Raw genomic sequence first — 25,234 nt, 5'->3', positions numbered from 1 at the left:
GATAGGGCGAAGGGTCGATTGCCGCCCTCGGCCAGACAGGTTAGGGAACAGGTCGCCTATCATGGATCGGGGAGCAAGCAAACCGTGGCACAGGGGTCGGAGACGGTCAGGATCGGAACGCGGGGCAGCCCGCTGGCGCTGGCGCAGGCGCACGAGGTGCGCGACCGGCTCGTCGCCGCCCATGGCATGGCGCCCGAGGCGATCGAGATCGTCGTTATCTCGACCAAGGGCGACCGCGTGCAGGACCGCGAGCTCAAGGAAATCGGCGGCAAGGGCCTGTTCACCGAGGAGATCGAGGCGCAGCTCCTGTCCGGAGATATCGATTTGGCGGTGCATTCGTCCAAGGACATGCCGACCAAACTGCCCGAAGGTCTGGCGCTGACCGCGTTCCTTGAGCGCGAGGACCCGCGCGACGCCTTCATCGGCAAGGCGGCGCCGACGCTTGACGCGCTGCCCAGGGGCGCCATCGTCGGCACCTCCTCGCTGCGGCGCCAGGCGCTGGTGCGCCGCGCGCGCCCAGATGTCGAAGTGGTCGGCTTTCGCGGCAATGTGCAGACGCGGCTGAAAAAGCTCGAGGACGGCGTCGCGCACGCCACGCTGCTCGCCAATGCGGGTCTGAGGCGCCTTGGCATGGCCGATGTGATCACCGATCTGATCGCGATGGACGTCTTCCCGCCGGCGCCGGGCCAGGGCGCGATCTGCATCGAAGGCCGCACCGGCGACACGCGCACCGACGCGCTGGTCGCGCCGCTCAAGCACATCGCGACCGAAACCGCGCTCACCTGCGAGCGGGCCTTTCTGGCCGCGCTCGACGGCTCCTGCCGCACGCCGATCGCCGGCCATGCCCGGATCGACGGCGATACGATCGATTTTTTCGGCACCATCCTGACGCCGGACGGCACGGTCTCGCACGACATCGCGTCGAGCGGCCCCGCCGGCGATCCCGAAACGCTCGGGCGGACGGCGGGCGACGAATTGCGCGCCCGTGCCGGCGCCGGCTTTTTCGAAAGCTGGACCTGACCGGTGACGGGACGCCGCCCGCGCGTTCTGGTGACGCGGCCCGAGCCGGGCGCATCGCGCACCGCCGCCGCGTTGGGTGAGGCCGGCATCGAAGCCATCATCTGCCCGTTCACCGAAAGCGTAGACCTGCCGGTGAAGGATGCAACGATTGCCGAAGCCGGGCGCAGTGCCGCGGCGGCCGTCACCAGCGCCAAGGCAATAATCCACGCGCCGCCGGCGCTGGTCGATGCCGTGCGCGCCATGCCGGTCTTTGCGGTGGGCGATGCAACCGCGCGCGCCGCGCGAGAGGCAGGCATGGTCGATGTCAGGTCCGCCGACGGCGACGCCATCGCGCTCGCCGGACTGGTCGGCCATGCCATCCCCGCCGATGCGCCCGTCGCCTATCTGTGCGGCCGCGTGCGGACGGGCGAACTGGAGCGGCGCCTGTCGGAAACCGGACGCAAGGTCACCTTGATCGAGACCTACACAATACAAAAAGTCAGTCACTTGACTGACAAAATCACGAATGCACTAAAAAGCGCCGATCTCGAGGGTATGCTGCTGCACTCCGGCATGTCCGCCCGGCTGCTCGCCGATGCCCTTGAGGCAACGGGTCGCCAACAATTGCTTGAGAACACAACGCTTTTTCTGATTTCCGAGCGCGCCGGCGAGCCCCTTGAAAGGCTTGCGCAGGCGTCGATCGTTGCCGCGCCGGCACCGCGTGACGACGCGCTCGTCGAGACGGTGCGGCGACATTTTTCGTCCTGATTGCCGGCACTTGACCAATGACGGCTTTTGATTCCGCACCGCCGTGCTAGAACCGGGCAACATCTGGTCCGCTGGTTCAAGGGAGAGCGTTCATGGCACAGCGCGCAAGACCGTCGCGAGGCACGGGACGAGGCGGCACACGCAAGCCCGTCACCATCGATCTCGAGGCGGAGAAGACCGCCGGCGGTGCCTCCAAATCGTCGGCCGAAAAGGCTGCGAAGCCCAAGGCGGCGGAACCGGTGGCCATGGAGCAGGCCGCCAAGCCAGGCGCCAGGGCTTCGACCGCCGGGGACAAGGCTTCAGCCACCGGCAATGAAGCTTCGCCATTCGCCAAAGCCGGAGAAGACGGAAAGGCGGAGAAAGCCCAACCGGGCGGAACCGACAGAAGCGGCGACGCAGACACGCCTCGCACCCATCGTGCAGCGCCACCGACCCCTCCCGCGCCCGCGCGGCGCGGCGGTTCGGGCGCCATCGCCGGTGGCATCATCGGCGGCGTGATCGCGCTCGTCGCCGGCGCAGGACTGCAATGGACCGGTCTTTTGCCCTCCTTCGGTTCGGCACCCGCCGAGACCGTCGATCTGGCACCGGTCCAGTCCGAGATCGCGCAGTTGCAGGCGCGTCTCGACGAGATGGCCGCAGCGCCCGCGTCGGGCGAAGCGGCCGTGCCCGCCGAACTGGCCGGCCAGATCGAAGCGGCGGCACAAGCGGCCCGGAGCGCACAGGCCGACAGCGGCAGCGCGCTGTCCGCCATCGAGACGCTGACCGCCGATATCGACGCATTGCGCTCGGCCATGTCGTCGGGCGCCGCCGGCGAAGGCGCAGGACTTGAAACCCTCTCCGGCCGTCTCGACCAGATCGAGGCGCAGGTGACGGGCATGACCGCACAGATGGCGGACCTTTCCGCAAGCGGCGCGGACGCCGCCGGCGCCGAGGCGATGCAGGCGCTCGGCGAAACCGTCGCCGCAGTGCAGGGCGACCTTGATGCGCTGCGCGGCGATCTCGACACGCTGGCCGGCGACGTCGGCACCGTGCGCGACAGCGTTCAGGGCATGGAAACGACGGTCAGTGACGGGCTGGCCGCGCTCGCAGCGCGCATCGACGCCAACGAAGCGGCGCTGTCGGAGGCGCAGGACCGGCTGGCCGAGGGTGGCGCGGATTCCACCGTCGTCGCGCGGGCCATCGCGGCGGCCGGCCTCAAATCGGCCATCGATCGCGGCAGCGCCTTTGCGACCGAGCTCGAAGCCTATGCCTCGGTCGCCGGCGAAGACGAGACCGTGGCGCAGTTGCGCGATTTCGCCGCCTCCGGCGTGCCGACGGTCACGCAACTCTCCGACGGTTTCGCCGCCGTTGCCAACCGGATCGTCGCCACCGGCCAGGGCCTGGACGAAAACGCCTCGCTCGGCGACCGGCTGATGTCGAGCGCCCGGTCGCTGGTGCAGGTGCGTCCGGTCGGCGAGGCCGAAGGCGACACGCCCGGCGCCATCGCCGCCCGCGTCGAAACCCGGCTCAAGGACGGCAATCTCGAAGGCGCGCTGGCCGAATGGGAGACGCTCCCCGATCCGGCCAAGGCCGCCTCGGCGGACTTCATGGACAGGGTCCGCGCGCGCCAGACCGTCGATCAGCTCGTCGCCGGCGCTCTCGCCAACGCCATGTCGGCGGCGCGTCCCTCCGCGCCCCCGGCCGGCGCGACGCAGTAAGGGAGCGTTGCCATGATCAAGGTGCTCATCTTCATCGCGCTGGTTTTCGCGCTCGGCTTCGGCTTTGCCTGGCTCGCCGACATGCCCGGTGATGTCGCCGTCACCGTGGGTGACCAGCTCATCCATGTCTCACTGATGGTCGCCGCCGTCGGCGTCGTTTCAATCGTCGCGGCGATCATGCTGACTTGGTGGATCATCCGCGTCGTCTTCACTTCGCCCGAACGGCTCAACCGCTTCTTCCGCGCGCGCAAGCGCGACCGCGGCTACCAGTCGCTGTCGACCGGCATCATTGCCGCCGGATCGGGCGATCCGGCCACCTCGCGGCGCATGCTCAAGCAGGCGGGCGGGCTTTTGAACGAGACCACCGAGCCGCTGATCCAGCTGCTCGACGCGCAGACAACCCTGCTCGAAGGCAAGCATGGCGATGCGCGGCAGAAGTTCGAGGCGATGCTCGAAGACCCCGAACTGCGTCTTCTGGGCCTGCGCGGGCTTTACATGGAGGCGCAACGGCTCGGCGACCGGGAAGCCCAGAAGCACTATGCGGAAAAGGCCGCCGAACTCGGTCCGCAACTGATCTGGGCCGGCAAGGCGGCGATCGACCTGAAGACGGCCTCGGGCGACTGGGACGGCGCGATCCGCCTGCTCGAAAAGCAAAAGGCCGCAAAGCATGTCGCGCGCGAGGATGCCGACCGCAAGCGCGCCGTGCTGCTGACGGCGCTGGCGATGGACAATGCCGAAAGCGATCCGGCCAAATCCAAACAGGCGGCGCTGGAAGCGCACCGTCTGGCGCCGGGTTTCGCGCCCGCCGCCGTCACCGCCGCCGAAGCCGCCTTCCGCCTCAACGAGATGCGGCGCGGCGTCAAGGTGCTGGAAACCTGCTGGCGCAAGGCGCCCCATCCGGACGTGGCGCTCGCCTACGTCAATGCGCGTCCGGGCGATTCGGCGCTCGACCGGCTCAAGCGCGCGCGGCGGCTGGAGGCGATCAAGCCCAACACCACCGAATCCTCGCTCATCGTCGCGCAGATGGCGCTGGAGGCGGGCGAGTTCGAGCAGGCGCGAAAATCGGTCGCCGCGGTCCTGCGCAACCAGCCGCGCGAAAGCGCCTTCATGCTGATGGCCGACATTGAGGATGCCGAGACCGGCGATCAGGGCAAGGTGCGCGAATGGCTGTCGCGGGCCGTGCGTGCCGCGCGCGATCCGGCCTGGACGGCCGACGGCATCGTCGCCGAGAAATGGTCACCCTTCTCGCCCGTCACCGGGCGGATCGATGCGTTTGAATGGAAGGTGCCGGTCGAACGCACCGGCGCGCTGATCGAGAACGATCTCGACCCGATGGTGCCGGGCACGCCTGCCGATGCCGGCCCGTCCGTCGACGCGGAGGAAACGGTCGTACCGGCCCTGCCGGTCGTGGACGCACAGCCCGAGCCGCAAGCCGATGCCGCGCCGGTCAAGACGATCGGCGAGCCGGTCGATCTGGCTGCCCGGGTCGAAGCGGCGCGCGAGGAGCGGACCAGGGCTGCGGGCGACGCGTCCGACGAAACGCCAGCCGCCGACACCGAAACCGCTCCCGAATCGACCGGGATGGACGAGGACCGGGGCACCGAGGACAAGGCCAAGCCCGCACCCGCCATCGAAATGGCCGCCGCGGCGGCGGCCTCTGCAGCGATGGCCAACGGCAAGGCCGGCGCCAATGACCCCGCAAGGGCGCAGGCCGGCACATCGCAGCCGCCGGCGGAACCTGCGCCCGCCGCGCCGGCCGCCGACCCGCCCGCCAAGCCGGCCGATAAACCGGACGTCGGCGTCAAGGCAGATGCTGATACCGGGGAGCAAGCGCCGCTCAAGCCGCCTATCCCGGACGATCCGGGCGTCGAGGATGGCGAGCCGGACAAGCCCCGCCGCTTCCGGTTGTTTTAGGGCGGATTCGGTCTAGATTGGAGGCCAGCGGCGCGCCGGGGTCCGTTCGGCGCGGACGGGCTCTTGGGCCGACAACAGATGGGGCGATGTCATGCTGGACCGGTTCCGGTCGTTTGTCAGGGAACTTGTCGATGGTGCGGATGGCGCGGCCGCCGCCGAACCCGACAGCCCGCAACTTGCGGCTGCGGCGCTGATGTATCACGTCATCCAGGCCGACGGCGTGCTTCGCCCGGTCGAGCGCGAGCGGTTTGCCGCGGTGCTCGGCGAAGAATATTCGCTCGACAAGACCGAACTTGAAACGCTGATCAAGGCAGCGCGCCAGGCCGATGGCGAAGCGGTCGATCTCTACCGGTTTACCTCGATCCTGATGAACACGATGAGCGCCTCCGACCGGATCGGCTTCATCGAGATCCTGTGGGAGATGGTCTATGCCGACGGCGTACGCCACGAGCTCGAAGACAATGTGGTCTGGCGCATCTCCGAACTGCTCGGCGTCAGCGGACGCGACCGGGTGCTGATGCGTCAGCGCGTGCAGGAGCGGCTCGGCATCGAAGGCGGCGATGAAGGCTGACGGCACCACAAGCGCGGCAGCCGGAACCGGGCACGACGCTGGCAACGCCAAAAAGCCCGTTCTGGTCATCCTGCACCAGGAGACATCGTCACCCGGCCGCGTCGGCCAGATGCTCGAGGCGCGCGGACACGCGCTCGACATCCGCCGGCCTCCCATGGGCGACCCGCTGCCCGACACGCTCCAACACCATGCCGGCGCGGTGATGTTCGGCGGCCCGATGAGTGCCAACGATCCCGAAGACTATGTCAAGCGCGAGACCGACTGGCTCGCCGTGCCATTGAGGGAGAACAAGCCGTTTTTCGGCATTTGTCTGGGCGCGCAGATGCTGGTCAACCATCTGGGTGGCACGGTTGCCGGGCGCGACGACGGCCTTGTCGAGATCGGCTGGTATCCGATCGAGCCGACCGAGGCCGGCAAGGCGCTGATGGACTGGCCCGACATGATCTATCAGTTCCATCGTGAGGGCTTCTCGCTGCCATCGGGCGCCGAGCATCTGGCGACCGCCGATGCCTATCCCAACCAGGCCTTCCGCTATGGCGAGAATGCCTGGGGGGTGCAGTTCCATGCCGAACTGACCCAGGCGATGATGCAGCGCTGGGTGGTGCGCGGCGCGCACCGGTTCGAGCTGCCGGGCGCGCAGATCGGGCGCGACCATCTGCATGGACGCCTGCACCACGACCACGCCGTGCGCCGGTGGCTGGCCGACTTTCTGGACATCGTCTTCGAGCGGGAAACCGCAGCCGCCCGGTGATCTATTCCTGCCGGTCGAGACGCCGCACGTCGCGCAATTGCGGGAAGAGCAGCGCCCAGCCGGCGGCGACGGCAACCGAGCTGATGCCGCCAATGACCACCGCAGGCACGGCGCCGATCCAGGCGGCGACAAAACCGGCGCGCATGTCGCCCAACTCGTTCGAGGCGCCCAGAAACACGATGTTGACCGCATTGACCCGGCCGCGCACCTCATCGGGCGTCCATATCTGCAGCACCGTCTCGCGGATATAGACGCTGATCATGTCGAAGGCGCCGATCAGCGCCAGCGCGATCACCGACAGCCAGGCGAGCTGCGACAGGCCGAAGACGATCGTGAAGACGCCGAACAGGCCGACCGAAACGAGCAGGATGCGGCCGGCATGGTCGCGCACCGGCGAGGTCGCCAAAAAGACCGCCATCAGCACCGCGCCGACGCCGGGCGCCGCGCGCAGCATGCCAAGCGCCCATGGCCCCGCGTCGAGAACGTCGCGCGCGAAGATCGGCAAAAGCGCGACGGCGCTGCCCAGGAACACGGCGAACAGGTCGAGCGAGATGGCGCCCAGCACAACCTTCTGGTCGCGAATGTAGCGCAGGCCCGCAAACAGCGAATCGAACGTCACCTTGGTGATGTGGGAGCGTTCGGCCGGCTTGGGGATCGTCAGGACAAGCGCGGTGGCCACCGCCAGCATCAGCGCCGAGACCGCATAGGTGAAGGTCGCGCCGATGCCGTAAAGAAGACCGCCGGCGACCGGACCGAGAATGGACGCGGTCTGCCAGGCCGAGGAATTCCACGCCACCGCATTGGGAAAGACACGCTGCGGCACCAGATTGACGACCAGCGACTGCGAGGCCGGCGCGAAGAAGGCCCGCGCGATGCCGAAGCCGAACAGGGCGACAAAGATCGGCATCGGCGAGGTCAGCCCGCGCCAGGAAAAGTACAGGATCGCCAAGGCGCACAGGAATGCCAAAGCGGTCGACGCGGCCATCACCGTACGCCGGCCATAGCGGTCTGCCACCGTGCCGGTGACCAGCACCAGAAGCAGCAGCGGCAGGAACTGCACCAGTCCGATAATGCCCAGATCGAGCGGATCGCGCGTCAGGTCGTAGACCTGCCAGCCGACCGCGACCGCCACCACATAGGTGGCGAACGTGGTGGCGAACCGCGCCGTCCAGTATTTGACATAGGCCGGATAGGCGAATGCCTCGAAACGCCCCGGAGCCGGCTCGCCGGTTGCACCATCATCGCTCATCGCGCGGCGATAGGCGTTTTGGCCGGCCGGCACAAAGGCTTTTTTGTCCGGGAGCGCAAGGGTGCCGCCACGCTTGCCGATCGGGCCCGGTGCGCCTATGTGAGGGCGTCCCGGCGAAAAGGAGAACGAGCGTGGGCCTGACGATCATCAACACACTTCTGTTTGCGCTCAACATCTACACGTGGATCGTGATCGGCGCGGTGATCTTCTCGTGGCTCTACGCCTTCAACGTGGTCAATTCGTCGAACCGCTTCGTCTCGATGCTGGGCGAGTTTTTCTACAAGGCGACCGAACCGCTGCTGCGGCCGATCCGGCGTTTCCTGCCCGATCTGGGTGGCATCGACATCTCGCCGATCGTCCTGTTCATCGGCATCTATTTCGTCGGCCAGATCGTCCGCAACGTGCTGGCCCCGGCGATTATCTGACGCCTCAGGCTGCGCCTGCAACGCCGCGCCGGCTGATCCACCGCAACGCCCATTCGAACGGGCCCAATGCGAAACGCATGCGCCACAGGGCGACAAGCACGATCAGCGCGATCGTCACGCCGATTGCGATCAGCACGGCGGCGGCCGGACCGACAGCGTCCCAAAGGCCGAGCCCGTAGGGCGCAAAGATCGTCGACAGAAGGATCGACTGGCCCAGATAGATGGTCAGGCTGGAACCGCCGGCGGTCAGGAGCCGCGCCATGAAGGGTCCCGGCGGGCGGGCCAGCGCTGCGATCAGGCCCAGATAGCCGAGCGTCGTCAACGGCGCGACGAGCACGACCAGCAACTCTCCCATCAGGGGGTCGTGCCACTGCCAGATCGCCGCCGCCGAAAGGCTGAGGGCCAGACCGGGCACAAGGCACCAGCGCCGCGCCTTCTGCCAGACCGGATGGCCCGGCGCGTCGATCAGCCCGGACTTGACCGCCGCCAGCCCAAGGCAGAACCAGCCAAGCGCCGCCATGCCCTGTGCCAGCAGCACGAAGATGAAGGCGATGACGAACATCACCGCCCGGAAGCCCAGAACCTGCGCCAAGGACCCTTCGGTCATGATGTAGCGTTCGAGCGCGGCGGCTTCTGCCGGCGCGGTCGGAAACGCGGCGATCATCGCCATGGTCAAAACGAGCTGCACGACCAGAAGGATGGTACCCAGCCGGATGAGGCGGCCGGCCGGCCAGGTGCGAACTCGGTAGAGGATCGCGCCGGTGATCGCATAGGCAACCAGAATGTCGCCGGGAAAGAACAGGAGCCCGTGGGCCAGCCCGAACAGGGCCAGGCCCATCATTCGGTTGCGGTAGAACTGGCCGAAGACCAGGCCCCGCTTCTCCGCCGAGCGCATCTGGAAGGCCAGCCCGACGCCGAACATGAAGGAAAAGAGCCCGTAGCTCTTCAGAAGAGCCAGCCCGCCGACCAGCCATGCCGCCACCGCATCGGCCGGGCTCTGTTGCGTTGCGCCGACAAAGCCCTCTTCGATCGGATAGGCCATGAACTGGACATTGACGACGACGATGCCGAACAGCGCGAACAGGCGCAGATAGTCTGGCATCAGGGCGCGGTCTGTGGTCATCGATCGGCTCCGGCATCGGTGGGACCAGGCCACCGTTGCGCGCGGATGCGCCGGGGCGGGTTGCCATCGGCCTTAACCCGCCAGGGCATCGATTGCAAAGTCGGCCGGGCGCTTCTCGCGTTAACACCGATCAATGCGAAGCGGGGCCGTTCCGCTAGGTTCCACGCATGTCCCAGCACACGGTGATGTCATGAAGGGTGCCATCTTCTACGCCACCAGATATGGCAGCACCGGCCAGTATGCGCGGTGGATCGCCGAGGCGACGGGGCTCGACGCATACGACATCGACGCCGGCGGGGCATCGATCGGGGATTTCGATTTTCTTGTCCTTGGCAGCCCGGTCATCTATCACAAGCTGATGTTCTGGAAATGGGTGCGGCGCCATCTCGACACAATTGTCGAAAAGCCGGTGATCGTGTTCACCGTGTCTGGCGTCTCGGCGGGCGAAAAGCTCGACGGCTGGATCGCCGAAAGCCTGCCGCAGGACCTGATCGACAGGATGCATCATGTGGCGCTGCGCGGACGGCAGGACCCCAGGGAACTGACCCGTTATGACCGGATGATGCTGATCATCGGAAGCCTGATGAACCGGGACAGGCAGGCGGCACGCGAGGAACTGCACGGCTTCGACTTCATGGACAAGGACAGCATCGGACCGGTCGTTGCGCTCGTCGAGCGATTGAAGGCCGGCGAGACGGCGGCCTAGCGCGTCCGCGGTCGCCCAAATGTGAAAAGCGCTTTTCAGAACGCGCCCTTGCGCGCCGGAAAGCCAGCGTCTGACATTGCCGCTGGCGCCGATCGGACGACCATGCCGGCGCCTCCGCCACCGAGGGGAGACAGGGATTGACGCAGCGCACCGCAAGCCAGATGGCCATGCCGGTCCGACAGTTGGGCCGCGGCGGCCCCGTCGTGTCGCAACTGGCATTGGGCACCATGACCTTCGGGGTCGAGACCGACGAGGCGGAGGCGTTCCGCCAGCTTGACCTCTTCGTCGACCGCGGCGGCACCTTCATCGACACGGCCGATGTCTATGGCAAGGGCGCGTCCGAGCGGATCATCGGCAACTGGGCGCGCCAGCGCGGCGGGGTTGACGACCTGATCGTCGCGACCAAGGGGCGCTTCGCCCCGCCGCCCGGCAGCCATGGAGCGTCAAGGCGGGCGCTTGTCCGGTCGGTCGATGCAAGTCTCAAGCGTCTCGGCGTCGAGGCCATCGACCTCTATTACGTCCATGGCTGGGATCGGCACACGGAAGTGGAGGAGACGCTGGCGACGCTCGGCGATCTGGTGCGCGCCGGCAAGGTCCATGCTGTCGGCTGGTCCAATGTCGCCGGGTGGCAGTTGCAGAAGATCGTGTCGGCGGCCCGCGCCGGCGGCTATCCGGTTCCGGTCGCCCTCCAGCCGCAATACAACCTGCTCGAGCGCGGCATCGAGATCGAAGTGCTGCCATGCGCGCTGGAGGCCGGCATCGGCGTCGTGCCCTGGTCGCCGCTTGGCGGCGGCTGGCTGACCGGCAAGTACGGGGCCGACCGGCGCCCCGCCGGCGCCACGCGGCTGGGCGAGGATCCGGACAGGGGCGTGGAGGCCTATGAGCTGCGCAACACCGCGCGCACCCACGCAATCCTTGACGTGCTTCGGTCGATCGCCGCGCGCTACCGGCGCCCGCCGGCGCATGTCGCGATTGCCTGGCTGCTGGCGCGTCCCGGCGTCGCCACCGTTCTTCTGGGCGCACGCACCGCCGAACAGCTCGAAGGCAATCTCGGCGCCGTCGATCTGGCGCTGGAACCCGATGATCTCAGCGCGCTGGGCGAGGTGTCATCGGCTCCGCTGCCGGCCTATCCCTACAGGTTCCTCGAGGACTGGTCGGGGATCGATGTCTGGAGGCGGCTGCAAGGCTGAGCCGCCGGGCCGGCGTCGCCCGCTATCAGCCCTTGGCCCGCTCGATCGCCTCGACGATCAGCTTCTCGGCGGTGTCCCGGTTCTGCCAGCCGCCCAGCTTGACCCACTTGCCGGGCTCGAGATCCTTGTAGTGCTCGAAGAAATGCTCGATCTGCTGCAGCGTGATCTCCGGCAGGTCGGTATAGTCCTTGACGCCGTCATAACGCTTGGTCAGCGCGGGCGAGGGCACGGCGATGACTTTCTCGTCCTGTCCCGAATTGTCCTCCATCAGCATCACGCCGATCGGCCGCACATTGATCACGCAGCCCGGGATAAGCGGCCGCGTGTTGCACACCAGAACGTCGATCGGGTCGCCATCGTCGGACAGCGTGTGCGGCACGAAGCCGTAATTGCCCGGATAGGCCATCGGCGTATAGAGGAACCGGTCGACGACCAGCGTGCCCGCGTCCTTGTCCAGCTCATATTTGATCGGATGGCCGCCCAGCGGCACCTCGATGATGACGTTGACATCGTGCGGCGGCGTGTCGCCGATGGAAATGGCGTCGATGCGCATGGGGGTCTCCGCTCGGAGCGCCTCGGCCACGGGCTGGCCGCCCTGCGGTTCGAAAGCGCGACAAAAAACATGAAATCGCCGCCCGTTGATAGCCGCGCGCCCACCGCACCGCAACACGACCTTGGGCGTGGGGCGGCGGGACGCGGCCCGCCGGCGGGTCCAGTCGGATAGTGGTCTTCGAATATACTACAGCAATATCGTCAAAACATAATTTCGAGGAAAGCCTTTCAATGCAGTTTTATATATGACACAATCAATTTCGCATGAGACTGTTTCTTTTATAGTCACATGGTAAGCCGTTTTTGACAAAGTAGATTTTGGAAATGCTTTCGTTTGCCATGCAGGCGGAGCGTGGGAGGTGTTGCCGTGAAACTGTTCGCAAGAGCCTGTGCGCTGGCCTTGTTGCTTGTCCCGTTCGCTCCGTCCCAGAGGGCGCTGGCGCAGAACTGCGGCACCCCCTGCACCGACGGCGAGCAATGCATCGCCGCCGGGCTTTACCCTTATGTTCCGGACATCGATGCCTTCGCGTCGTCCATCTGCTCGGCATGGGCGGCGGCAGGCCAGACCGAAAAGTTGTACCTGATCACCGACGGCAATGTCTGGGACGGCGGCTATTCGTCCGACCCGGTCTACACCAATGGCAGCGGGACGCAGGCCCCCATCGACGTGTTCGTCTTTGACGCGATGTATCTCGATTACTGGAAGACGCAGACGACGCCGGTGCCCGCCAGCTCGATCTCCGACGCCTCCGATTTCGTCGAATATGCGCAGAAGGCGCTGACCCGGAACGACGGCAGCATGTTCGCCCTGCCCATGCTGGGCTGTACCAACATCATGTTCTACCGGGATGGCGATACCGACATGGACGGCGTGAGCACGCTGCCCGAATTCCTGTCGGTCAACCCGGCCGGCGTCTATATCAGCCCGGTGCCGTTCGACCGGACCGGCGCCATGCTCAACATATCGGGCAAGACGACGATCGCCGTCGACTACATGGTCAAGGGGCTTCTGGACAATGGCGCGTGGCCGTCGATGAACCCGCTCGACCAGTCGATCGTCGATGCGCTGGCCAGGCTTTCCGAAAGCGCGAGCTGGTACAATGCGCTGACCGGCGCCATCCCGTCGCTGCCGGGCGTGGAGGATCAGTATGTCCGCGCCGGCTATTTCAGCGAAGGCTATGGCCGGACGTCGATCGGCTTTTCGGAAAGCATGTCGCAGATGTCCGATGCGACGCGCGGGATGCTCAAGCTGCGCGCCTTTCCATGGAGCAAGGACACCGGTGTGCCGAACATGTTCTATGCCGACGTGGTCGGCGTGAACAGCAATTCGACTTTCCTTGCGGGCGGCGGCACGCTTCCCTTCACGCTGGCCAACCTGATGACGCAACAGACCGTCGTCCAGAACGCGATCGCGCCACCGTCCGGGGATCTGTCCTATCTGTTCCCGGCCCGCACCAGCATCCTGGATGCGCTGAGCGCGCAGGACCCGCTCTATGCCCAGATGAAGGCGGTGCTGACCGGAAACGACGCGATCCTCGTCAACATGCCGACGACCGACCGGGATGCGTTCCACACGTTCGGCGGCACCGTCGAAACCGCCGTCAGGGGCGCCTTCAGCGGAAGCTGCGATCTGGAGAGCACGACATTTCCCGGCTCCGACGCCGAAGCGCCGGCCATCTGCAACCCGCTGTGCGCGAGCAGCGGCGGGTGGATCGGTTCGTGGACCAACCGGTCGCCGCCGGCCTGGCCGGGCTATTCGGCCTGCGGATGCGCCCAGTGCACCGCCGACACGCCGCTGCCTGCCGGTGCGGACGAACCCTCGGCGATGATCACGTCCGGCCCGGAGCTGCGGCGCTACCACCGGAACTGACCGGACCGGACGGTCCGGCGCGCAGCGGCACGGTGCGGCGGATGCCGGAACAGCCCATCCGCCGCCGAAAGGCCGGGCAGTCTGCCCGGGCACAGGTCGGCCCGCTATGGGTCTTCAGGCCAAACCGAAATCCCTGTCGACGATGCGCGCCGCCAGATCCGCATCGCCGTCGCGGTTCACATTGTCCTTCAATGCCGACAGGGGCAAGATGAGCTCATAGGTCAGCGTGCTGTCCTCCACCTCGCGTCGCGCACTGCCGCGAAGAACGGTCGGAACGATCTTCGTCAGCAAGCGGCTTCCAAATCCGCCCGATCCCGCATCCGCGAAAGATCGCGCTGCCGCCTCGGAGATTTCCTCGTCCCACCGCAGCACGAGACGCTCGGCGTCGTCGCCATCGGCCGCCCGCTTTGTCCACGACACGCTGATCGCTCCGGCATCGGCGGAAAGCGCACCGTATTTCTGGGAGTTGGTGGCCAGTTCGTGAAGCGCCAGGCTGATCTGCTGGGCAGCCTCCGAGCCGGCATCGATCGGCTGGCCTTCGACCTTGATCCGGTCGCCATATGTCATCAGAACCGGCTCTAACTGCGTCCTGACCACCTGACCCAGATCGGCCGAGGTCCGCGTTTCGCCCTTCATGACGATCGATGTCGCATCGGCCAGCGCATTGAGCCGCCCGATGAAGGTATCGATGAAACCGCCGGCATCGCCATGACTGCGCGCACTCTGCCGCGCGATCGAGGAAACCACGGCGATCAGGTTCCGGCTGCGATGAACCGCCTCGCGCGTCGAAATGGCAAGCTGGGCGTTCGCGCGCTTCAGTTCCGCCGTTCGCTCCTCGACCTCGGCCTCAAGATTGTGCTGGGCCTGCCGCAACTTCGCCAGCGTGGCCTCATGCGCCGCGATCTCCCGTTTCAGGTTCTGGTTCGCCTCCTGAAGCTCGCTGGGTGTCGGAATCGTGATCAGCGTCGGCACCAGGCGGAACAGGACGATCGCGGTCGCCGCCGAGACCAGACCCGTTGCCAGCTTCACATAGCCCTGCAGCGGATAAATCGGGATCCAGAGCGTGACGATGGACAATGCATGGGTCAGTCCGCACAGCATGATGAACCCGGCAAAAAGTCCGACCAGACCGCGATGTTTCAGGTCCGGCCGCTGGCGCAGCACGCTGAGCAGAGCCAGCGGTATGGCGAAATAGGAGATGAAGATCAGCAAGTCGGACCCTGCCCACAAGATGACAAGCCAGGGCTGCCACGAGAGGCACATGCCATGCGGCATGTATTGAGAAAACGCGGTCATGATCTGCACGGTGGTCGTCTCCGGTCGCTCGGTTCTTCGACAATACGGCGCGGCGTGCGCCATTTTGCTGACGCGGCGTCAACGCCTATCATACCGCGCGTCCCGATACAGCGAAATCGCATGCATGCCGCCCCGCCCGTTCCAAGCGCCATGGCGAACGCAACGGTCAGGAAAAGAAGCGTACTCCGCCAACCGCGATATCGGCGCCGAACTCGCGGCCGATGGCGACTATGCCGATGCGGCGGAGCCGGGCGACATTGAGCGGCGCCGGGGTCCGATGGCCCTCGAAGCCGGCAAAAGGCAGCCGGCATGTCCGCCAGCCGGACCCGGCATGGAAGCCTTGCCTGTAGGACTGCCACGGCTGGCGCAGATCGTCGGTGCGCAGGTGCACATTGTAGCGCTCGCCATTGCCGTTCGCATCGACCGCGATGCCGGCGAAACCGCTCGCATCGACCGCAGCGCCGGTGTCCGAAAGATCGAGCGAGAGCTGGATGAAGCCGCCATTGTTGTCGAGGCTGACCTGCCCGGTCAGACGCAGGGCGGGCCGGCCCTCGATCGCCTCGCACGTCATCGCTCCGCGCGAAACCCCGCCCATCACCCCGTCGGCGGCATAGCGCCATGTGGCCCCGTTCGAGGCCAGCGGTCCGGGCCGGCTGAAATCGTCGATGACGGCCTGGGTCTCGGCCATGGCGGCTCCGGTGGGGTTGGCGATGGCGGCGCCCGCTCCAACAAGACCGAGCGCCGTCCGGCGGGTGATCATGGCGCCATCACAATCGAAAACCGCCCCGGGCGCAACGCCGGTTTGGGGAGCGACCGGCGGCAGCCAAAACCGCAGACCCGATCGACAGCAATGCGGCGAGGGCAAACATGTGCGGCCATGAAAACCCCGCAGCAAGGCCGGCCAGAACGGCGCCCAGCGCGCCGATGCCGTCCATCAGGACGAAGGCGAGACCCAGCGTCGTGCCCTCGCTGCGGCCCGTTTGGTCGACCGCCGCCGCCAGCATCGCCGCGCGGATCGCATCCAGCGCCGCGACGGCAACGGCCATGGCGATCAGCATCGGCCAGAATGCCGGTCCGAAGCACAAAACAACGCAGGCGAGCCCGGCGACCAGATTGCCCGCCGTCAGAACCGGCTTGCGGCCCGCCCTGTCGGACACCAGGCCCACCCATGGCTGCATCAGCGCGCCGGCGACGAGAAGCGCCGAGAAGACGATGCCGATGGCTGCCGGCGTCATATCGTGCGCGTCGGCCAGATAGAGCGGAATCATGCTCAACATGGCGATCAGCGCCATGTTGTACAGACAGATCATCGCAACGATGCGCAGACCGTCGCCGCCGTGCCACTGGCGCAGCAGTCCGAGCAATTCCTCGCCGCGGACCGTCTTTGCCTGAACCCGCGGAATTGCGCGGGCCGCCCCGATGAAGCACACACCCAGCAGAACGGTCGGGACGACCGACACGGCCAGCGCGCTGCGCCAGTCCAGATGGGCAAGAAGAATGCCGGCAGCAAGCGGCGCGCAGACTTCCGCCAGCGACCCGCCGATGGCGTGCACGCCCAGCGCCTGGGCACGCCGTTCCCGGCTGTCATGGGTGAGCACGCCGGTGGCGATCGGATGCCAGGCCGCATTGCCCATGCCGGCCAGCGCCAGCAGCAGCGCAAGGCTCCAGAAGCCGCTCGCCAGTGCTGCAAGGCCATATCCCGCAGCTACCCACCAGAACGTGGCGACCAGAAGCCGGCCCCTGTTCGAGACATGATCGGCGAGAATGCCGGCGGGCAGATAGGCCAGCGCGCCACCGACATTGAACACGGTGAACAGCAGTCCGACTTCGGCCGGCGTCAAGCCCGTCGCCATACCGGCCACCGGAACGATCAGCCATAGCGACGCGATGGGCCAGTCATTGGCGAGGTGACCCAGGACGAACCATGTCAGGAGGGTGCGCTTCGGCATGGCGGCAAACCCGGCTTGGCGCTGGCGCGGACATCGCGGCGCTCTGTCTGGCTATTGCTAGCCCGCGCCGCTATGACGTAATATCGACGCAAAGCCGAAGAGCATCGAGAAATCGTCAGACATGACGCGCATTCAGAGCGATGAAATGCAGGACCCGCCCGAAGATGGCGGAAGGCCGCGCTATTCGGGCGAGACGATCCGCCCGGCCACGGGCGAAAGCTATGGCTGGCACAGCCATGGGTTCGGCCAGCTCATCTCGGCGGCATCCGGTTCCATGTATGTGGGCACGCCGGACCGGGTTCTCCTGCTGAGCCCGGCCATGGCCGTCTGGATCCCGCCCGATGTCGATCACTGGATGCGCTACGGTTCCAACAACGAGATGCTCTATGTCGACGTGAACCGGACCGAATCGGCCAGGCTCGGCGGTGACTGCCGCATCGTGGCGATGACGCCGCTCCTGGCGGCACTGATCTCGGCGACCATGCCGGAAAATGCAAATGGCCGCGCCGACGGTCACCGCCAGGCGATCGATGATCTGCTGCTGCATGAACTCGTCGCGGCAAGGGAAGTGCCATTGTCCGTCGCCATGCCGGAGGACAGGCGAATAGCCAGTGTCGCGCAGGCCGCGCTTGACGATCCCGGCCGGATTGCGTCCGTCGACGAATGGCTCGCCGCCGCCCCGGCCAGCCGCAAGACCGCCGAACGCCTGTTCGCCGCCGAGACCGGCATGCCGCCATCGCGATGGCTGCGGCAAGTCCGCATTCTGCACGCCGTTTCGCGGCTTGCCGCCGGCGAGAAGGTCGCTTCAGTCGCCCTCGACATGGGTTATGAATCGCCAAGCGCATTCAGCTACATGTTTCGGCAGGCGCTGGGAATCAGTCCGCGCGGCCTTGTCGGACCGGTTGCGGCGCGCAACGCCGGCCTGGACCGGGACCGGCGGCTTCTACGTCTCGCCGCCACGCGGACCTTGCGACGGAATTCGGGGCATTCCGTGAAAAATTTGGCCGGATAGTCCGTTATAGGGTGGAGTGCGCGGCACGGCGCCGTCAGATCGCGGATTTGCGCGTCCAGCTCGGTTCGCACGCAAAGCCGTCCTATGTTTTGAGCCGGGGATCCTTCATAGTGGGCCGGAGCCGGTGCGATGATACCAGCAATTGGAGGCGGCGATGGCCGACAACGCGGACTGGACCGACGACCTGAAAAGGATGCGGGATGAGCTGCGTCTTCAACTGCATCTTGGCGCACGCGAAGCCGAAGACGAGTGGGACGAACTGATGAAGGACTGGGACAGATTTGCCAGTCGCGCGCAGTTCGACAAATCGGCCGAAGAGGTTGGCGAGGCCGCCAAGGAGCTTGGTCTGAAAATGAAGGAAGCCTACGACCGGATGAGGAAGGCGTAGGACCGAGGGCGAGCGCCGCTCAGTTCCAGACGTAGGCGATCTTGGCCAGCTTGCGGCCGTCGAACACCTCGGCGCCTTCGGCCACAGGCTGGCCGCCTTGGCCGCGGTAGAAGTCCGTCGCGCCGATATTTTCCGCCAGCGCCCACACGACCAGGCCCTTGCAGCCATGGCTCGCGAGCTGGCCGCGCGCGGCGGCGAACAGGCGGCTGCCGAAACCGACGCCCTGATATTCGGGGCGCAGATAGATCTCGTAGACCTCGCCATCCTGCGGCAGGGCGCGCGCCCGGTTGAGACCGTAGGTGACATAGCCGGCGATCATGCCGCCCAGATCGAGCACCATCACCGACGTGCCGCGCCGGATCGCGCGCTGCCACCAGCGATGGTCGCGCCGGCCGATCATGCCGCGCAGCGATGTGTGGGGGATGATGCCCGCATAGGCGTTCTGCCACGCTTCGGCATGCACCTCGGCGATCCCGGGCGCATCGCGCGGGTCTGCGGGGCGTATGTCGATCGTCAGCGCGGTCATGATTTGTTAACCATGAGCCAGCGCGCCGCGTCGGGCAAGAGCGTTTTGCCCCCGCGCCGATCAATTTCACATCCTGTTGACGTGCCCGGCGGTCGACCGCCGGTCAGGCGCTGGCGCGGGTCTTTTCGAAGCGCTTGCGCTCGTGCGGATCGAGATAGAGCTTGCGCAGGCGAATGGACTTGGGCGTCACCTCGACCAACTCGTCGTCCTGGATCCACGACAGGGCGCGTTCCAGCGTCATCCTCACCGGCGGGGTCAGCTTGACCGCATCGTCCTTGCCGGCGGCACGCACATTGGTCAGCTTCTTGCCCTTGAGCACGTTGACTTCCAGATCGTTGTCGCGCGTGTGGATGCCGACGATCATGCCCTGATAGACCTTGACGCCCGGATCGATGACCATCGGACCCCGGTCCTCGAGGTTGAACAGCGCATAGGCGACCGCCTCGCCCGGCTCGTTGGCGATCAGAACGCCATTGTTGCGGCCCGCGATGGTGCCCTTGAACGGCGCATATTCATGAAACAGCCGGTTCATGATCGCCGTGCCCTTGGTGTCGGTCAGAAGCTCGGACTGGTAGCCGATCAGCCCGCGCGTCGGCGCATGGAAGACCAGCCGCACCCGGTCGCCGCCGGACGGCTTGAGCTCGATCATCTCGCCCTTGCGTTCACTCATCTTCTGGACGACGGCGCCCGAATGCTCCTCGTCAACATCGATGACGACCTCTTCGATCGGCTCGAGCGTTGCGCCGTCCTCGCCGGTCTGCATGACGACCCGCGGCCGCGAAACCGCCAGTTCGAACCCTTCGCGGCGCATCGTCTCGATCAGGACCGCAAGCTGCAACTCGCCCCGGCCGGAGACGTGGAAGGCGTCCTTTTGCTCGGAATCCTCGATTCTAAGGGCCACATTGCCCTCGGCCTCCTTCATCAGCCGGTCGCGGATGACGCGGCTGGTCACCTTGTCGCCTTCGGTGCCCGCGAGCGGCGAATCGTTGACGATGAAGCTCATCGTCACGGTCGGCGGGTCGATCGGCTGCGCGGGAAGCGGCTCGGTCACCGACGGGTCGCAGAACGTGTCGGCCACCGTGCCCTTGGAAAGGCCCGCAATGGCGACGATGTCGCCGGCCCGGCCTTCGTCGATCGGCTGGCGCTCGAGGCCGCGAAAGGCGAGGATCTTGGAGACACGGCCGGTTTCCAGCGTCTTGCCGTCCCCGTCCATCACCTTGATGGTCTGGTTCGGCTTGACCGAACCGGAATGGATGCGGCCGGTGATGATGCGGCCCAGGAACGGATTGGCCTCGAGGATCGTGCCGATCATCCGGAACGGGCCGTCGCCCACCGATGGTTCCGGCACGTGGTCGAGCACCAGGTCGAACAGCGGCGCAAGCGAAGCGTCTGACGGCTTGTCCGGTCCGGCGGCCATCCAGCCGTCCCGGCCGGAGCCGTACAGGATCGGAAAATCGAGCTGTTCGTCATCGGCGTCGAGCGCGGCGAACAGGTCGAACACCTCGTTGATCACCTCGTCCGGGCGCGCGTCGGGCCGGTCGATCTTGTTGACGGCGACGATTGGCCTGAGGCCCACCTTGAGCGCCTTGCCGACGACGAACTTGGTCTGCGGCATCGGCCCTTCGGCGGCATCGACCAGCACGATCGCCCCGTCCACCATGTTCAGGATGCGCTCCACCTCGCCGCCGAAATCGGCGTGGCCGGGCGTGTCGACAATGTTGATGCGCGTATCCTGCCAGGTCACCGAGGTGGCCTTGGCAAGGATCGTGATGCCGCGCTCCTTCTCGATGTCGCCGGAATCGAGCGCGCGCTCCTCGACGCGCTCATTGTCGCGGTAGACGCCGGACTGTTTGAGAAGTTCGTCGACCAGCGTCGTCTTGCCATGGTCGACATGCGCGATGATCGCGATGTTGCGAAGGGCCATTGAATGTCTCGGAAAAGCGGCTGTTGTTGCGCCGCATATAGGCGTGCGGGCGGAGAATGGGAAGCGCTATCGTGTGGTGCCGGCGCTGCCTTCTCCCCGCAAGCGGGGCGAGGGAAATGCACCAAGGTTCAATCCGCCGCCAGCCGGTCGATCTCCGGCACGATCTTGCGGGTCATGATGTCCTGGCTGATCGGGCCGACATGCTTGTAGGCGATCACGCCGTCCGGGCCGACGATGAAGGTCTCCGGCACGCCATAGACGCCCCATTCGATCGCCGTGCGGCCATTGCCGTCGGCGCCGACCGCATCATAGGGATTGCCGAGCTGGCGCAGGAAACGGATCGCGTTCTCCGGCTTGTCCTTGTAGTTGAAGCCGATCAGCCGGATGCGCGGATCGTTGGCCAGCTCCATCAGCCATGGATGCTCCTCGCGGCAGGGCGCGCACCAGGAACCCCAGATGTTGACGAGCGAGATGTTGCCCTCGAGCATGGCCGGATCGAAGCCGGGCATCGGATCGCCCGCCTCGGTCGTCATGCCTTCGACCGCCGGCAGCGGCGTCTGCGGGGCGTCGCGTCCGATCAGGGCCGACGGCACGGTCGACGCCACCCGGTCGGGCAGCACCAGCATGTAGGCAAAGACGCCAGCCAGCGCGAAGAAGACGATCACCGCGATCATGATCGGCCAGGAAATGCCCGACCGGCGGGTCGGCGCGTCCGTGCTGTTCATCGGCTTTCGTCGCCTCCCGAAGCCGAACGGCGCTTCAGGCCCGCCTGTTCGAGCCGGTCCAGCTCGGCCATGGTCGCCGCGCGGTCGATGAACAGCCAGACCAGCACCGCGCCGAGCACGGCGGCGGCCGCCCCGTAGCTGAGCAGAACAAAGGCGGAGTGGCTGAGCATCGTGTCAGCCCTCCAGAACGGCCGTCGCCGGGGCGGCGGACGGGCCGCGCGCGCCGGCGCGGCGCAGCGCGGCGGCGCGGCGGCGGCGGATTTCGTTGCGCATGGCCAGCATGTGCATGGCGGCGAACAGCCCCATGAAGCCGATCGCCGTCACCAGAAGCGGCCAAAGCATGGTCGGATGGATCGTCGGCCCGTCGAAGCGGATGACAGACGCGGGCTGGTGCAGCGTGTTCCAGATATCGACCGAGAATTTGATGATCGGAATGTTGACCGAACCGACCAGGACGAGGATCGCCACCGGCCGTGCGGCTTTTGCCGGATCGTCCATCGCGCGCTGCAGCGCGATGATGCCCAGATACATCAGCATCAGAACGAACACCGAGGTCAGCCGCGCATCCCAGACCCACCATGTGCCCCACATAGGGCGCCCCCAGAGGGAGCCCGTGATCAGGCAGATCAGCGTGAAGGCGGCGCCGATGGGCGCGGCGGCGCGGATCGAGACGTCGGCCAGCGGATGGCGCCAGATCAGCGTGCCGAGCGCCGATGCGGCCATCACGGCGTAGGCGAACATGGCCAGCCATGCCGCCGGCACATGAATGTACATGATGCGGACGGTGACGCCCTGCTGATAGTCCTGCGGTGCGTTCCAGGCCCACGCAAGGCCGCCGATCGTCAGCACCCCGGCGATCGCCCACAGCCATGGCAACATCGACGCCGACAGGCCCATGAAGCGGGTCGGATTGGCCAAAGATGTCCAGAATCCCGGCTTGGATGCGGCGGCGTCACTCATGGCTGTCTTCTTAGAGCGGCAATTGTGGCCGCGCAATTGATCTCGGACAATCGGTCGCACACGTGCGCGTTATCGATCGAGGTGGAAATCGTTCGCCACGAGCCGCCGCCAACGCCGCTGCCGGTGGGCATAGAAGATGCGCGCGAACAGGGCGACGAACGGTGTCAGCACACCGGCATCAACCGTCACGCGGTCGGTGTAGCGGGTGCCCTCGCTCTCCGGCGCGACCTCGATCCAGTGATCCCAGGTGCGGATCAGCCGGCCGCGGCCATTGTCGCGGATCGACCAGATGCCATCGCGCATCGGCTGCGGCTCGATCCCGACGATCTGCCAACCGAGCGGCACGATGCCGAACAAGGACATGCCGAGCCGACAGTCTCCGCCTTGCCAAATGTCCGGCAGGACCGACGGTTCGATCGGCCGAAAGCGGAGCAGCGGCGCGGAAACATGCGGCAGCACGGCCGGACGCATGACCTGCGCGCGGACGGTCGCCTGGTCGGCATCAAGATGGGTGGTCAGTTCGATTGTCGGCATCGGGCTCAAAAAGGATGCGCAACTTCGTGCCGGTGGCCGCGGCGAAACGCTGCAGCGTGCGCGTGGAAGGTGGAACACGGCCACTCTCGAGCCGCGCAATGGCCGCCTGCGTGGTGCCCATCGCCTTGGCGATCTGCTCCTGTGTCATGGACGCTCGCATGCGCGCCTCGATCATCGCCGCCGCCAGGGTGAACTCCTCCTCCAGCGCATCATACTCGGCGCGAAATTCGGGGTCCTCGGACCATTTGGCCTTCAGGTCTTTGAGTTTGGTCATTTCGCTTCTGCTGCTCTCTCCAGCGCCAATCGGATTTCACTGCGTGGTGTCCTTTGCGACTTCTTCCGGAACACCCGAACGACAATGACCCGCTCCGATCGAGCCGTGACATAGATCGCACGCGCAATCCCGTCCCGGCCCTTCATGCGGATCTCCCACAGCCCGCGCTCCAAGGGTTTTACGTAAGGTTCACGGACGTTCGGCAGCCCCTTCGCTTCGATCAACTCGGCAATCCAGACGAACTTGGCCCGCATGTCATTTGGCAGTGCCCCGAGTTCGTCATCAACCCGTTGATCAAGCGTTTCGACTGTCCATACCATAACTGCAATATACCATTTTTGCAATACATCGGCTGCTCAATCCTGCAGCCCTTTCAGAGCGAGCGCAGCAGCGAACGGGCCGAGCACGGCAAAAAACAGCGTCAGCGCGGCAAGGAACGTGAACGGCTGGAGGAACGGCGCGAAGGTTTCGACCGCGCCCAGCGTCGCCATCACCCCGAAGATCAGGACGGGGATGGTGAAGGGCAGGATGATCACCGAGACCAGAAGCCCGCCGCGCGGCAGCGAGACGGCGACCGCGGCGCCCGCCGCGCCGATGAAGGTGATCGCCGGCGTGCCGACCAGCAATGTCAGCGCGGTGGCGCCGATGGCGGTCGCGTCCATGTTCAAAAGGAGTCCCAGCAGCGGCGTTACAAGCACAAGCGGAAGCCCGGTCACCAGCCAGTGGGCGACGCATTTGGCGAACACCGTCAGCGCCAGCGGCGTTTCGTGCCGGGCAATCACCAGAAGATCGAGCGCTCCATCCTCATGGTCGATCTGGAACAACCGCTCAAGCCCGAGCAGAGATGCCAGCAGCGCCCCGGTCCACAGGATGGCCGGGCCGATCCGGGCCAGAAGGTTCAGATCCGGCCCCATCGCGAACGGCGCAACCGTGACGACAGCCAGATAGAACAGGATGCCGATCAGCGCGCCGCCCCCGGCGCGAACGCCCAGCTTCACGTCGCGGAGGATCAGCGCGATCATGCATCCCCCCCGTCGGTGAAGCGCAGCTTCTTCATGCCCGCCACCTCGATCGGCAGGTGCGTGGCGGCGATGACGATGCCGCCATCGGACATGTGACCGGCGATGATGCCGGCGAACGCGGCCTCAGTGCGCGCGTCGAGCCCCGATGTCGGCTCGTCCAGCAGCCAGACCGGCCGATGATTGACGAACAGCCGCGCGATGGCGGCGCGGCGGCGCTGGCCGGTCGACAGGTCCGAGAACGGCACGTCGATCGCATGGCCCAGATCGACCCGTTCGAGCGCTTCCTCCGGCATTGCGGCGCGCGCTTCGCCGAAGGCGCGCCAGAAATTCAGGTTCTCGCGCACGGTCAGCGCCGGCTTCATCGCGTTGAGCGGCGACAGGAAATGGGCATGGGCGGCGATCTCGGCGATGCCGCCGGGCGCGCCGGTCATCGCCGCTGCGCCGGCGACGGGACGCAGGAACCCGGCCAGAACCCGAAGCAATGTCGATTTGCCGGCCCCGTTGGGCCCGGTGACCGCCATGCCCTCGCCCGCCGAAAGCGCGAAGCCGACGCCCTCGAAGACCATCTCGTTGCCGCGCCGGGCGGCGAGCCCGTCCGCTACAAGCTTCATGGCGTTCCCCGTTTGCGCGCTGATTGGCACACAATGGCCGCCGCGCGCAATCGCCCGCGCTTTTTGACCTTGGTTGGTCTTTCAACCTGACCGATTTGTATCTATTCACAAGCCGTGACGCTGCGATTGCTGCAATGCGCAATCGCCAACAATTTCACCGCCAGCTTGATCGGGCCGAAAGGGTCGGCAGCGGCGGCG

Annotated in this window: 28 protein-coding genes; 12 read left to right on the top strand and 16 right to left on the bottom strand. The window is 66.3% G+C overall.

Features of this window, described 5'->3' with window-relative positions; all coding sequences use genetic code 11:
- Nucleotides 1-84: 84 nt before the first annotated feature.
- The 6 genes from hemC (at nucleotide 85) to DEM25_RS06550 (ending at nucleotide 6,700) form a co-directional block, all read left to right on the top strand.
- On the top strand, nucleotides 85-1,020 hold the full coding sequence (gene hemC, locus DEM25_RS06575; protein ID WP_109765739.1) for a hydroxymethylbilane synthase: 936 nt from the start codon (nucleotides 85-87) through the stop codon (nucleotides 1,018-1,020).
- Between the two features lie 3 nt (nucleotides 1,021-1,023).
- A complete protein-coding gene (locus DEM25_RS06570; RefSeq protein WP_109765740.1) occupies nucleotides 1,024-1,767 on the top strand; it encodes a uroporphyrinogen-III synthase in 744 nt (247 codons plus the stop codon).
- Between the two features lie 92 nt (nucleotides 1,768-1,859).
- On the top strand, nucleotides 1,860-3,464 hold the full coding sequence (locus DEM25_RS06565; protein ID WP_109765741.1) for a COG4223 family protein: 1,605 nt from the start codon (nucleotides 1,860-1,862) through the stop codon (nucleotides 3,462-3,464).
- Nucleotides 3,465-3,476: 12 nt separating this feature from the next.
- Complete coding sequence (locus tag DEM25_RS06560) at nucleotides 3,477-5,378, top strand: heme biosynthesis protein HemY (protein WP_109765742.1); 1,902 nt, start codon at nucleotides 3,477-3,479, stop codon at nucleotides 5,376-5,378.
- Between the two features lie 91 nt (nucleotides 5,379-5,469).
- Nucleotides 5,470-5,949: a tellurite resistance TerB family protein gene (locus DEM25_RS06555; protein ID WP_109765743.1), complete on the top strand. Its 480-nt coding sequence runs from the start codon at nucleotides 5,470-5,472 to the stop codon at nucleotides 5,947-5,949.
- Nucleotides 5,939-6,700, top strand: a complete 762-nt coding sequence (locus tag DEM25_RS06550; RefSeq protein ID WP_109765744.1) for a glutamine amidotransferase — start codon at nucleotides 5,939-5,941, stop codon at nucleotides 6,698-6,700. Before DEM25_RS06555 ends, DEM25_RS06550 begins: the two co-directional genes overlap by 11 nt.
- Before the next feature lies 1 nt (nucleotide 6,701).
- Here DEM25_RS06550 and DEM25_RS06545 read toward each other — a convergent pair whose 3' ends face one another.
- On the bottom strand, nucleotides 6,702-7,949 hold the full coding sequence (locus DEM25_RS06545; RefSeq protein ID WP_109765816.1) for an MFS transporter: 1,248 nt from the start codon (nucleotides 7,947-7,949) through the stop codon (nucleotides 6,702-6,704).
- A gap of 131 nt (nucleotides 7,950-8,080) precedes the next feature.
- On the opposite strand from DEM25_RS06545, the gene DEM25_RS18085 reads away from it, so the two are divergent.
- Entirely contained in the window at nucleotides 8,081-8,374 is a 294-nt protein-coding gene (locus tag DEM25_RS18085; RefSeq protein ID WP_109765745.1) for a YggT family protein, read from the top strand.
- 4 nt (nucleotides 8,375-8,378) lie between these two features.
- Here DEM25_RS18085 and DEM25_RS06535 read toward each other — a convergent pair whose 3' ends face one another.
- The gene (locus tag DEM25_RS06535) at nucleotides 8,379-9,497 is read right to left on the bottom strand and encodes a DUF418 domain-containing protein (RefSeq protein WP_109765746.1); all 1,119 of its coding nucleotides are present in this window, start codon (nucleotides 9,495-9,497) and stop codon (nucleotides 8,379-8,381) included.
- 190 nt (nucleotides 9,498-9,687) lie between these two features.
- On the opposite strand from DEM25_RS06535, the gene DEM25_RS06530 reads away from it, so the two are divergent.
- Together DEM25_RS06530 and DEM25_RS06525 are read left to right on the top strand one after the other, a co-directional pair.
- Nucleotides 9,688-10,203, top strand: coding sequence for a flavodoxin domain-containing protein (locus DEM25_RS06530; RefSeq protein ID WP_158585185.1), 516 nt, complete (start codon nucleotides 9,688-9,690; stop codon nucleotides 10,201-10,203).
- 167 nt (nucleotides 10,204-10,370) lie between these two features.
- Complete coding sequence (locus tag DEM25_RS06525; RefSeq protein WP_109765817.1) at nucleotides 10,371-11,393, top strand: aldo/keto reductase; 1,023 nt, start codon at nucleotides 10,371-10,373, stop codon at nucleotides 11,391-11,393.
- A gap of 25 nt (nucleotides 11,394-11,418) precedes the next feature.
- On the opposite strand, the gene ppa is transcribed toward DEM25_RS06525, so the two are convergent.
- The gene (gene ppa, locus DEM25_RS06520; RefSeq protein ID WP_109765748.1) at nucleotides 11,419-11,946 is read right to left on the bottom strand and encodes an inorganic diphosphatase; all 528 of its coding nucleotides are present in this window, start codon (nucleotides 11,944-11,946) and stop codon (nucleotides 11,419-11,421) included.
- 366 nt (nucleotides 11,947-12,312) lie between these two features.
- Between ppa and bcmE the strand changes: the two genes are divergently transcribed.
- A complete protein-coding gene (bcmE, locus tag DEM25_RS06515) occupies nucleotides 12,313-13,815 on the top strand; it encodes a thiamine pyridinylase (protein ID WP_158585184.1) in 1,503 nt (500 codons plus the stop codon).
- A 114-nt stretch (nucleotides 13,816-13,929) separates the two neighbouring features.
- Here bcmE and DEM25_RS06510 read toward each other — a convergent pair whose 3' ends face one another.
- The 3 genes from DEM25_RS06510 to DEM25_RS06500 all read right to left on the bottom strand — a co-directional run bounded on the left by DEM25_RS06510 (nucleotide 13,930) and on the right by DEM25_RS06500 (nucleotide 17,060).
- Complete coding sequence (locus DEM25_RS06510; protein ID WP_196780282.1) at nucleotides 13,930-15,111, bottom strand: sensor histidine kinase; 1,182 nt, start codon at nucleotides 15,109-15,111, stop codon at nucleotides 13,930-13,932.
- A 166-nt stretch (nucleotides 15,112-15,277) separates the two neighbouring features.
- Nucleotides 15,278-15,871: a CIA30 family protein gene (locus DEM25_RS06505; RefSeq protein WP_109765752.1), complete on the bottom strand. Its 594-nt coding sequence runs from the start codon at nucleotides 15,869-15,871 to the stop codon at nucleotides 15,278-15,280.
- 7 nt (nucleotides 15,872-15,878) lie between these two features.
- Nucleotides 15,879-17,060: an MFS transporter gene (locus DEM25_RS06500; RefSeq protein ID WP_109765753.1), complete on the bottom strand. Its 1,182-nt coding sequence runs from the start codon at nucleotides 17,058-17,060 to the stop codon at nucleotides 15,879-15,881.
- A gap of 121 nt (nucleotides 17,061-17,181) precedes the next feature.
- On the opposite strand from DEM25_RS06500, the gene DEM25_RS06495 reads away from it, so the two are divergent.
- Complete coding sequence (locus DEM25_RS06495; protein WP_120222649.1) at nucleotides 17,182-18,072, top strand: AraC family transcriptional regulator; 891 nt, start codon at nucleotides 17,182-17,184, stop codon at nucleotides 18,070-18,072.
- 154 nt (nucleotides 18,073-18,226) lie between these two features.
- Nucleotides 18,227-18,460 carry a hypothetical protein gene (locus tag DEM25_RS06490; RefSeq protein WP_120222648.1) on the top strand — a complete coding sequence of 78 codons (234 nt, stop codon included), beginning with the start codon at nucleotides 18,227-18,229 and terminating at the stop codon, nucleotides 18,458-18,460.
- Between the two features lie 19 nt (nucleotides 18,461-18,479).
- Here DEM25_RS06490 and DEM25_RS06485 read toward each other — a convergent pair whose 3' ends face one another.
- From DEM25_RS06485 to ccmA, 10 genes are all read right to left on the bottom strand, one after another.
- Nucleotides 18,480-18,986: a GNAT family N-acetyltransferase gene (locus DEM25_RS06485; RefSeq protein ID WP_109769451.1), complete on the bottom strand. Its 507-nt coding sequence runs from the start codon at nucleotides 18,984-18,986 to the stop codon at nucleotides 18,480-18,482.
- A 103-nt stretch (nucleotides 18,987-19,089) separates the two neighbouring features.
- Nucleotides 19,090-20,910 carry a translational GTPase TypA gene (gene typA, locus DEM25_RS06480; RefSeq protein WP_109769452.1) on the bottom strand — a complete coding sequence of 607 codons (1,821 nt, stop codon included), beginning with the start codon at nucleotides 20,908-20,910 and terminating at the stop codon, nucleotides 19,090-19,092.
- Nucleotides 20,911-21,038: 128 nt separating this feature from the next.
- Nucleotides 21,039-21,635, bottom strand: a complete 597-nt coding sequence (locus DEM25_RS06475; protein WP_109769453.1) for a DsbE family thiol:disulfide interchange protein — start codon at nucleotides 21,633-21,635, stop codon at nucleotides 21,039-21,041.
- Nucleotides 21,632-21,805: a heme exporter protein CcmD gene (gene ccmD / locus DEM25_RS06470; RefSeq protein WP_109769454.1), complete on the bottom strand. Its 174-nt coding sequence runs from the start codon at nucleotides 21,803-21,805 to the stop codon at nucleotides 21,632-21,634. The genes DEM25_RS06475 and ccmD overlap by 4 nt, the downstream gene beginning before the upstream one ends.
- A 4-nt stretch (nucleotides 21,806-21,809) precedes the next feature.
- Complete coding sequence (locus DEM25_RS06465; RefSeq protein WP_109769455.1) at nucleotides 21,810-22,595, bottom strand: heme ABC transporter permease; 786 nt, start codon at nucleotides 22,593-22,595, stop codon at nucleotides 21,810-21,812.
- A gap of 69 nt (nucleotides 22,596-22,664) precedes the next feature.
- The gene (locus tag DEM25_RS06460; RefSeq protein ID WP_109769456.1) at nucleotides 22,665-23,129 is read right to left on the bottom strand and encodes a hypothetical protein; all 465 of its coding nucleotides are present in this window, start codon (nucleotides 23,127-23,129) and stop codon (nucleotides 22,665-22,667) included.
- On the bottom strand, nucleotides 23,098-23,403 hold the full coding sequence (locus tag DEM25_RS06455; protein ID WP_109769457.1) for a helix-turn-helix domain-containing protein: 306 nt from the start codon (nucleotides 23,401-23,403) through the stop codon (nucleotides 23,098-23,100). The genes DEM25_RS06460 and DEM25_RS06455 overlap by 32 nt, the downstream gene beginning before the upstream one ends.
- Nucleotides 23,400-23,747, bottom strand: coding sequence for a type II toxin-antitoxin system RelE/ParE family toxin (locus DEM25_RS06450; RefSeq protein WP_245412779.1), 348 nt, complete (start codon nucleotides 23,745-23,747; stop codon nucleotides 23,400-23,402). Before DEM25_RS06450 ends, DEM25_RS06455 begins: the two co-directional genes overlap by 4 nt.
- Nucleotides 23,748-23,759: 12 nt before the next feature.
- Nucleotides 23,760-24,425 (bottom strand): heme exporter protein CcmB, encoded by a 666-nt coding sequence (ccmB, locus tag DEM25_RS06445; protein ID WP_109769459.1) that lies wholly within the window; start codon nucleotides 24,423-24,425, stop codon nucleotides 23,760-23,762.
- Nucleotides 24,422-25,036, bottom strand: coding sequence for a heme ABC exporter ATP-binding protein CcmA (ccmA, locus tag DEM25_RS06440; protein ID WP_109769463.1), 615 nt, complete (start codon nucleotides 25,034-25,036; stop codon nucleotides 24,422-24,424). The genes ccmB and ccmA overlap by 4 nt, the downstream gene beginning before the upstream one ends.
- Nucleotides 25,037-25,234 lie beyond the last annotated feature (198 nt).

The sequence above is a fragment of the Oceaniradius stylonematis genome, from assembly GCF_003149475.2.
Classification (GTDB): Bacteria; Pseudomonadota; Alphaproteobacteria; order Rhizobiales; family Rhizobiaceae; genus Roseitalea; species Roseitalea stylonematis.
Note: the sequence above shows the minus strand (reverse complement) of the source record. Positions and strands in the feature narration are given on the sequence as shown.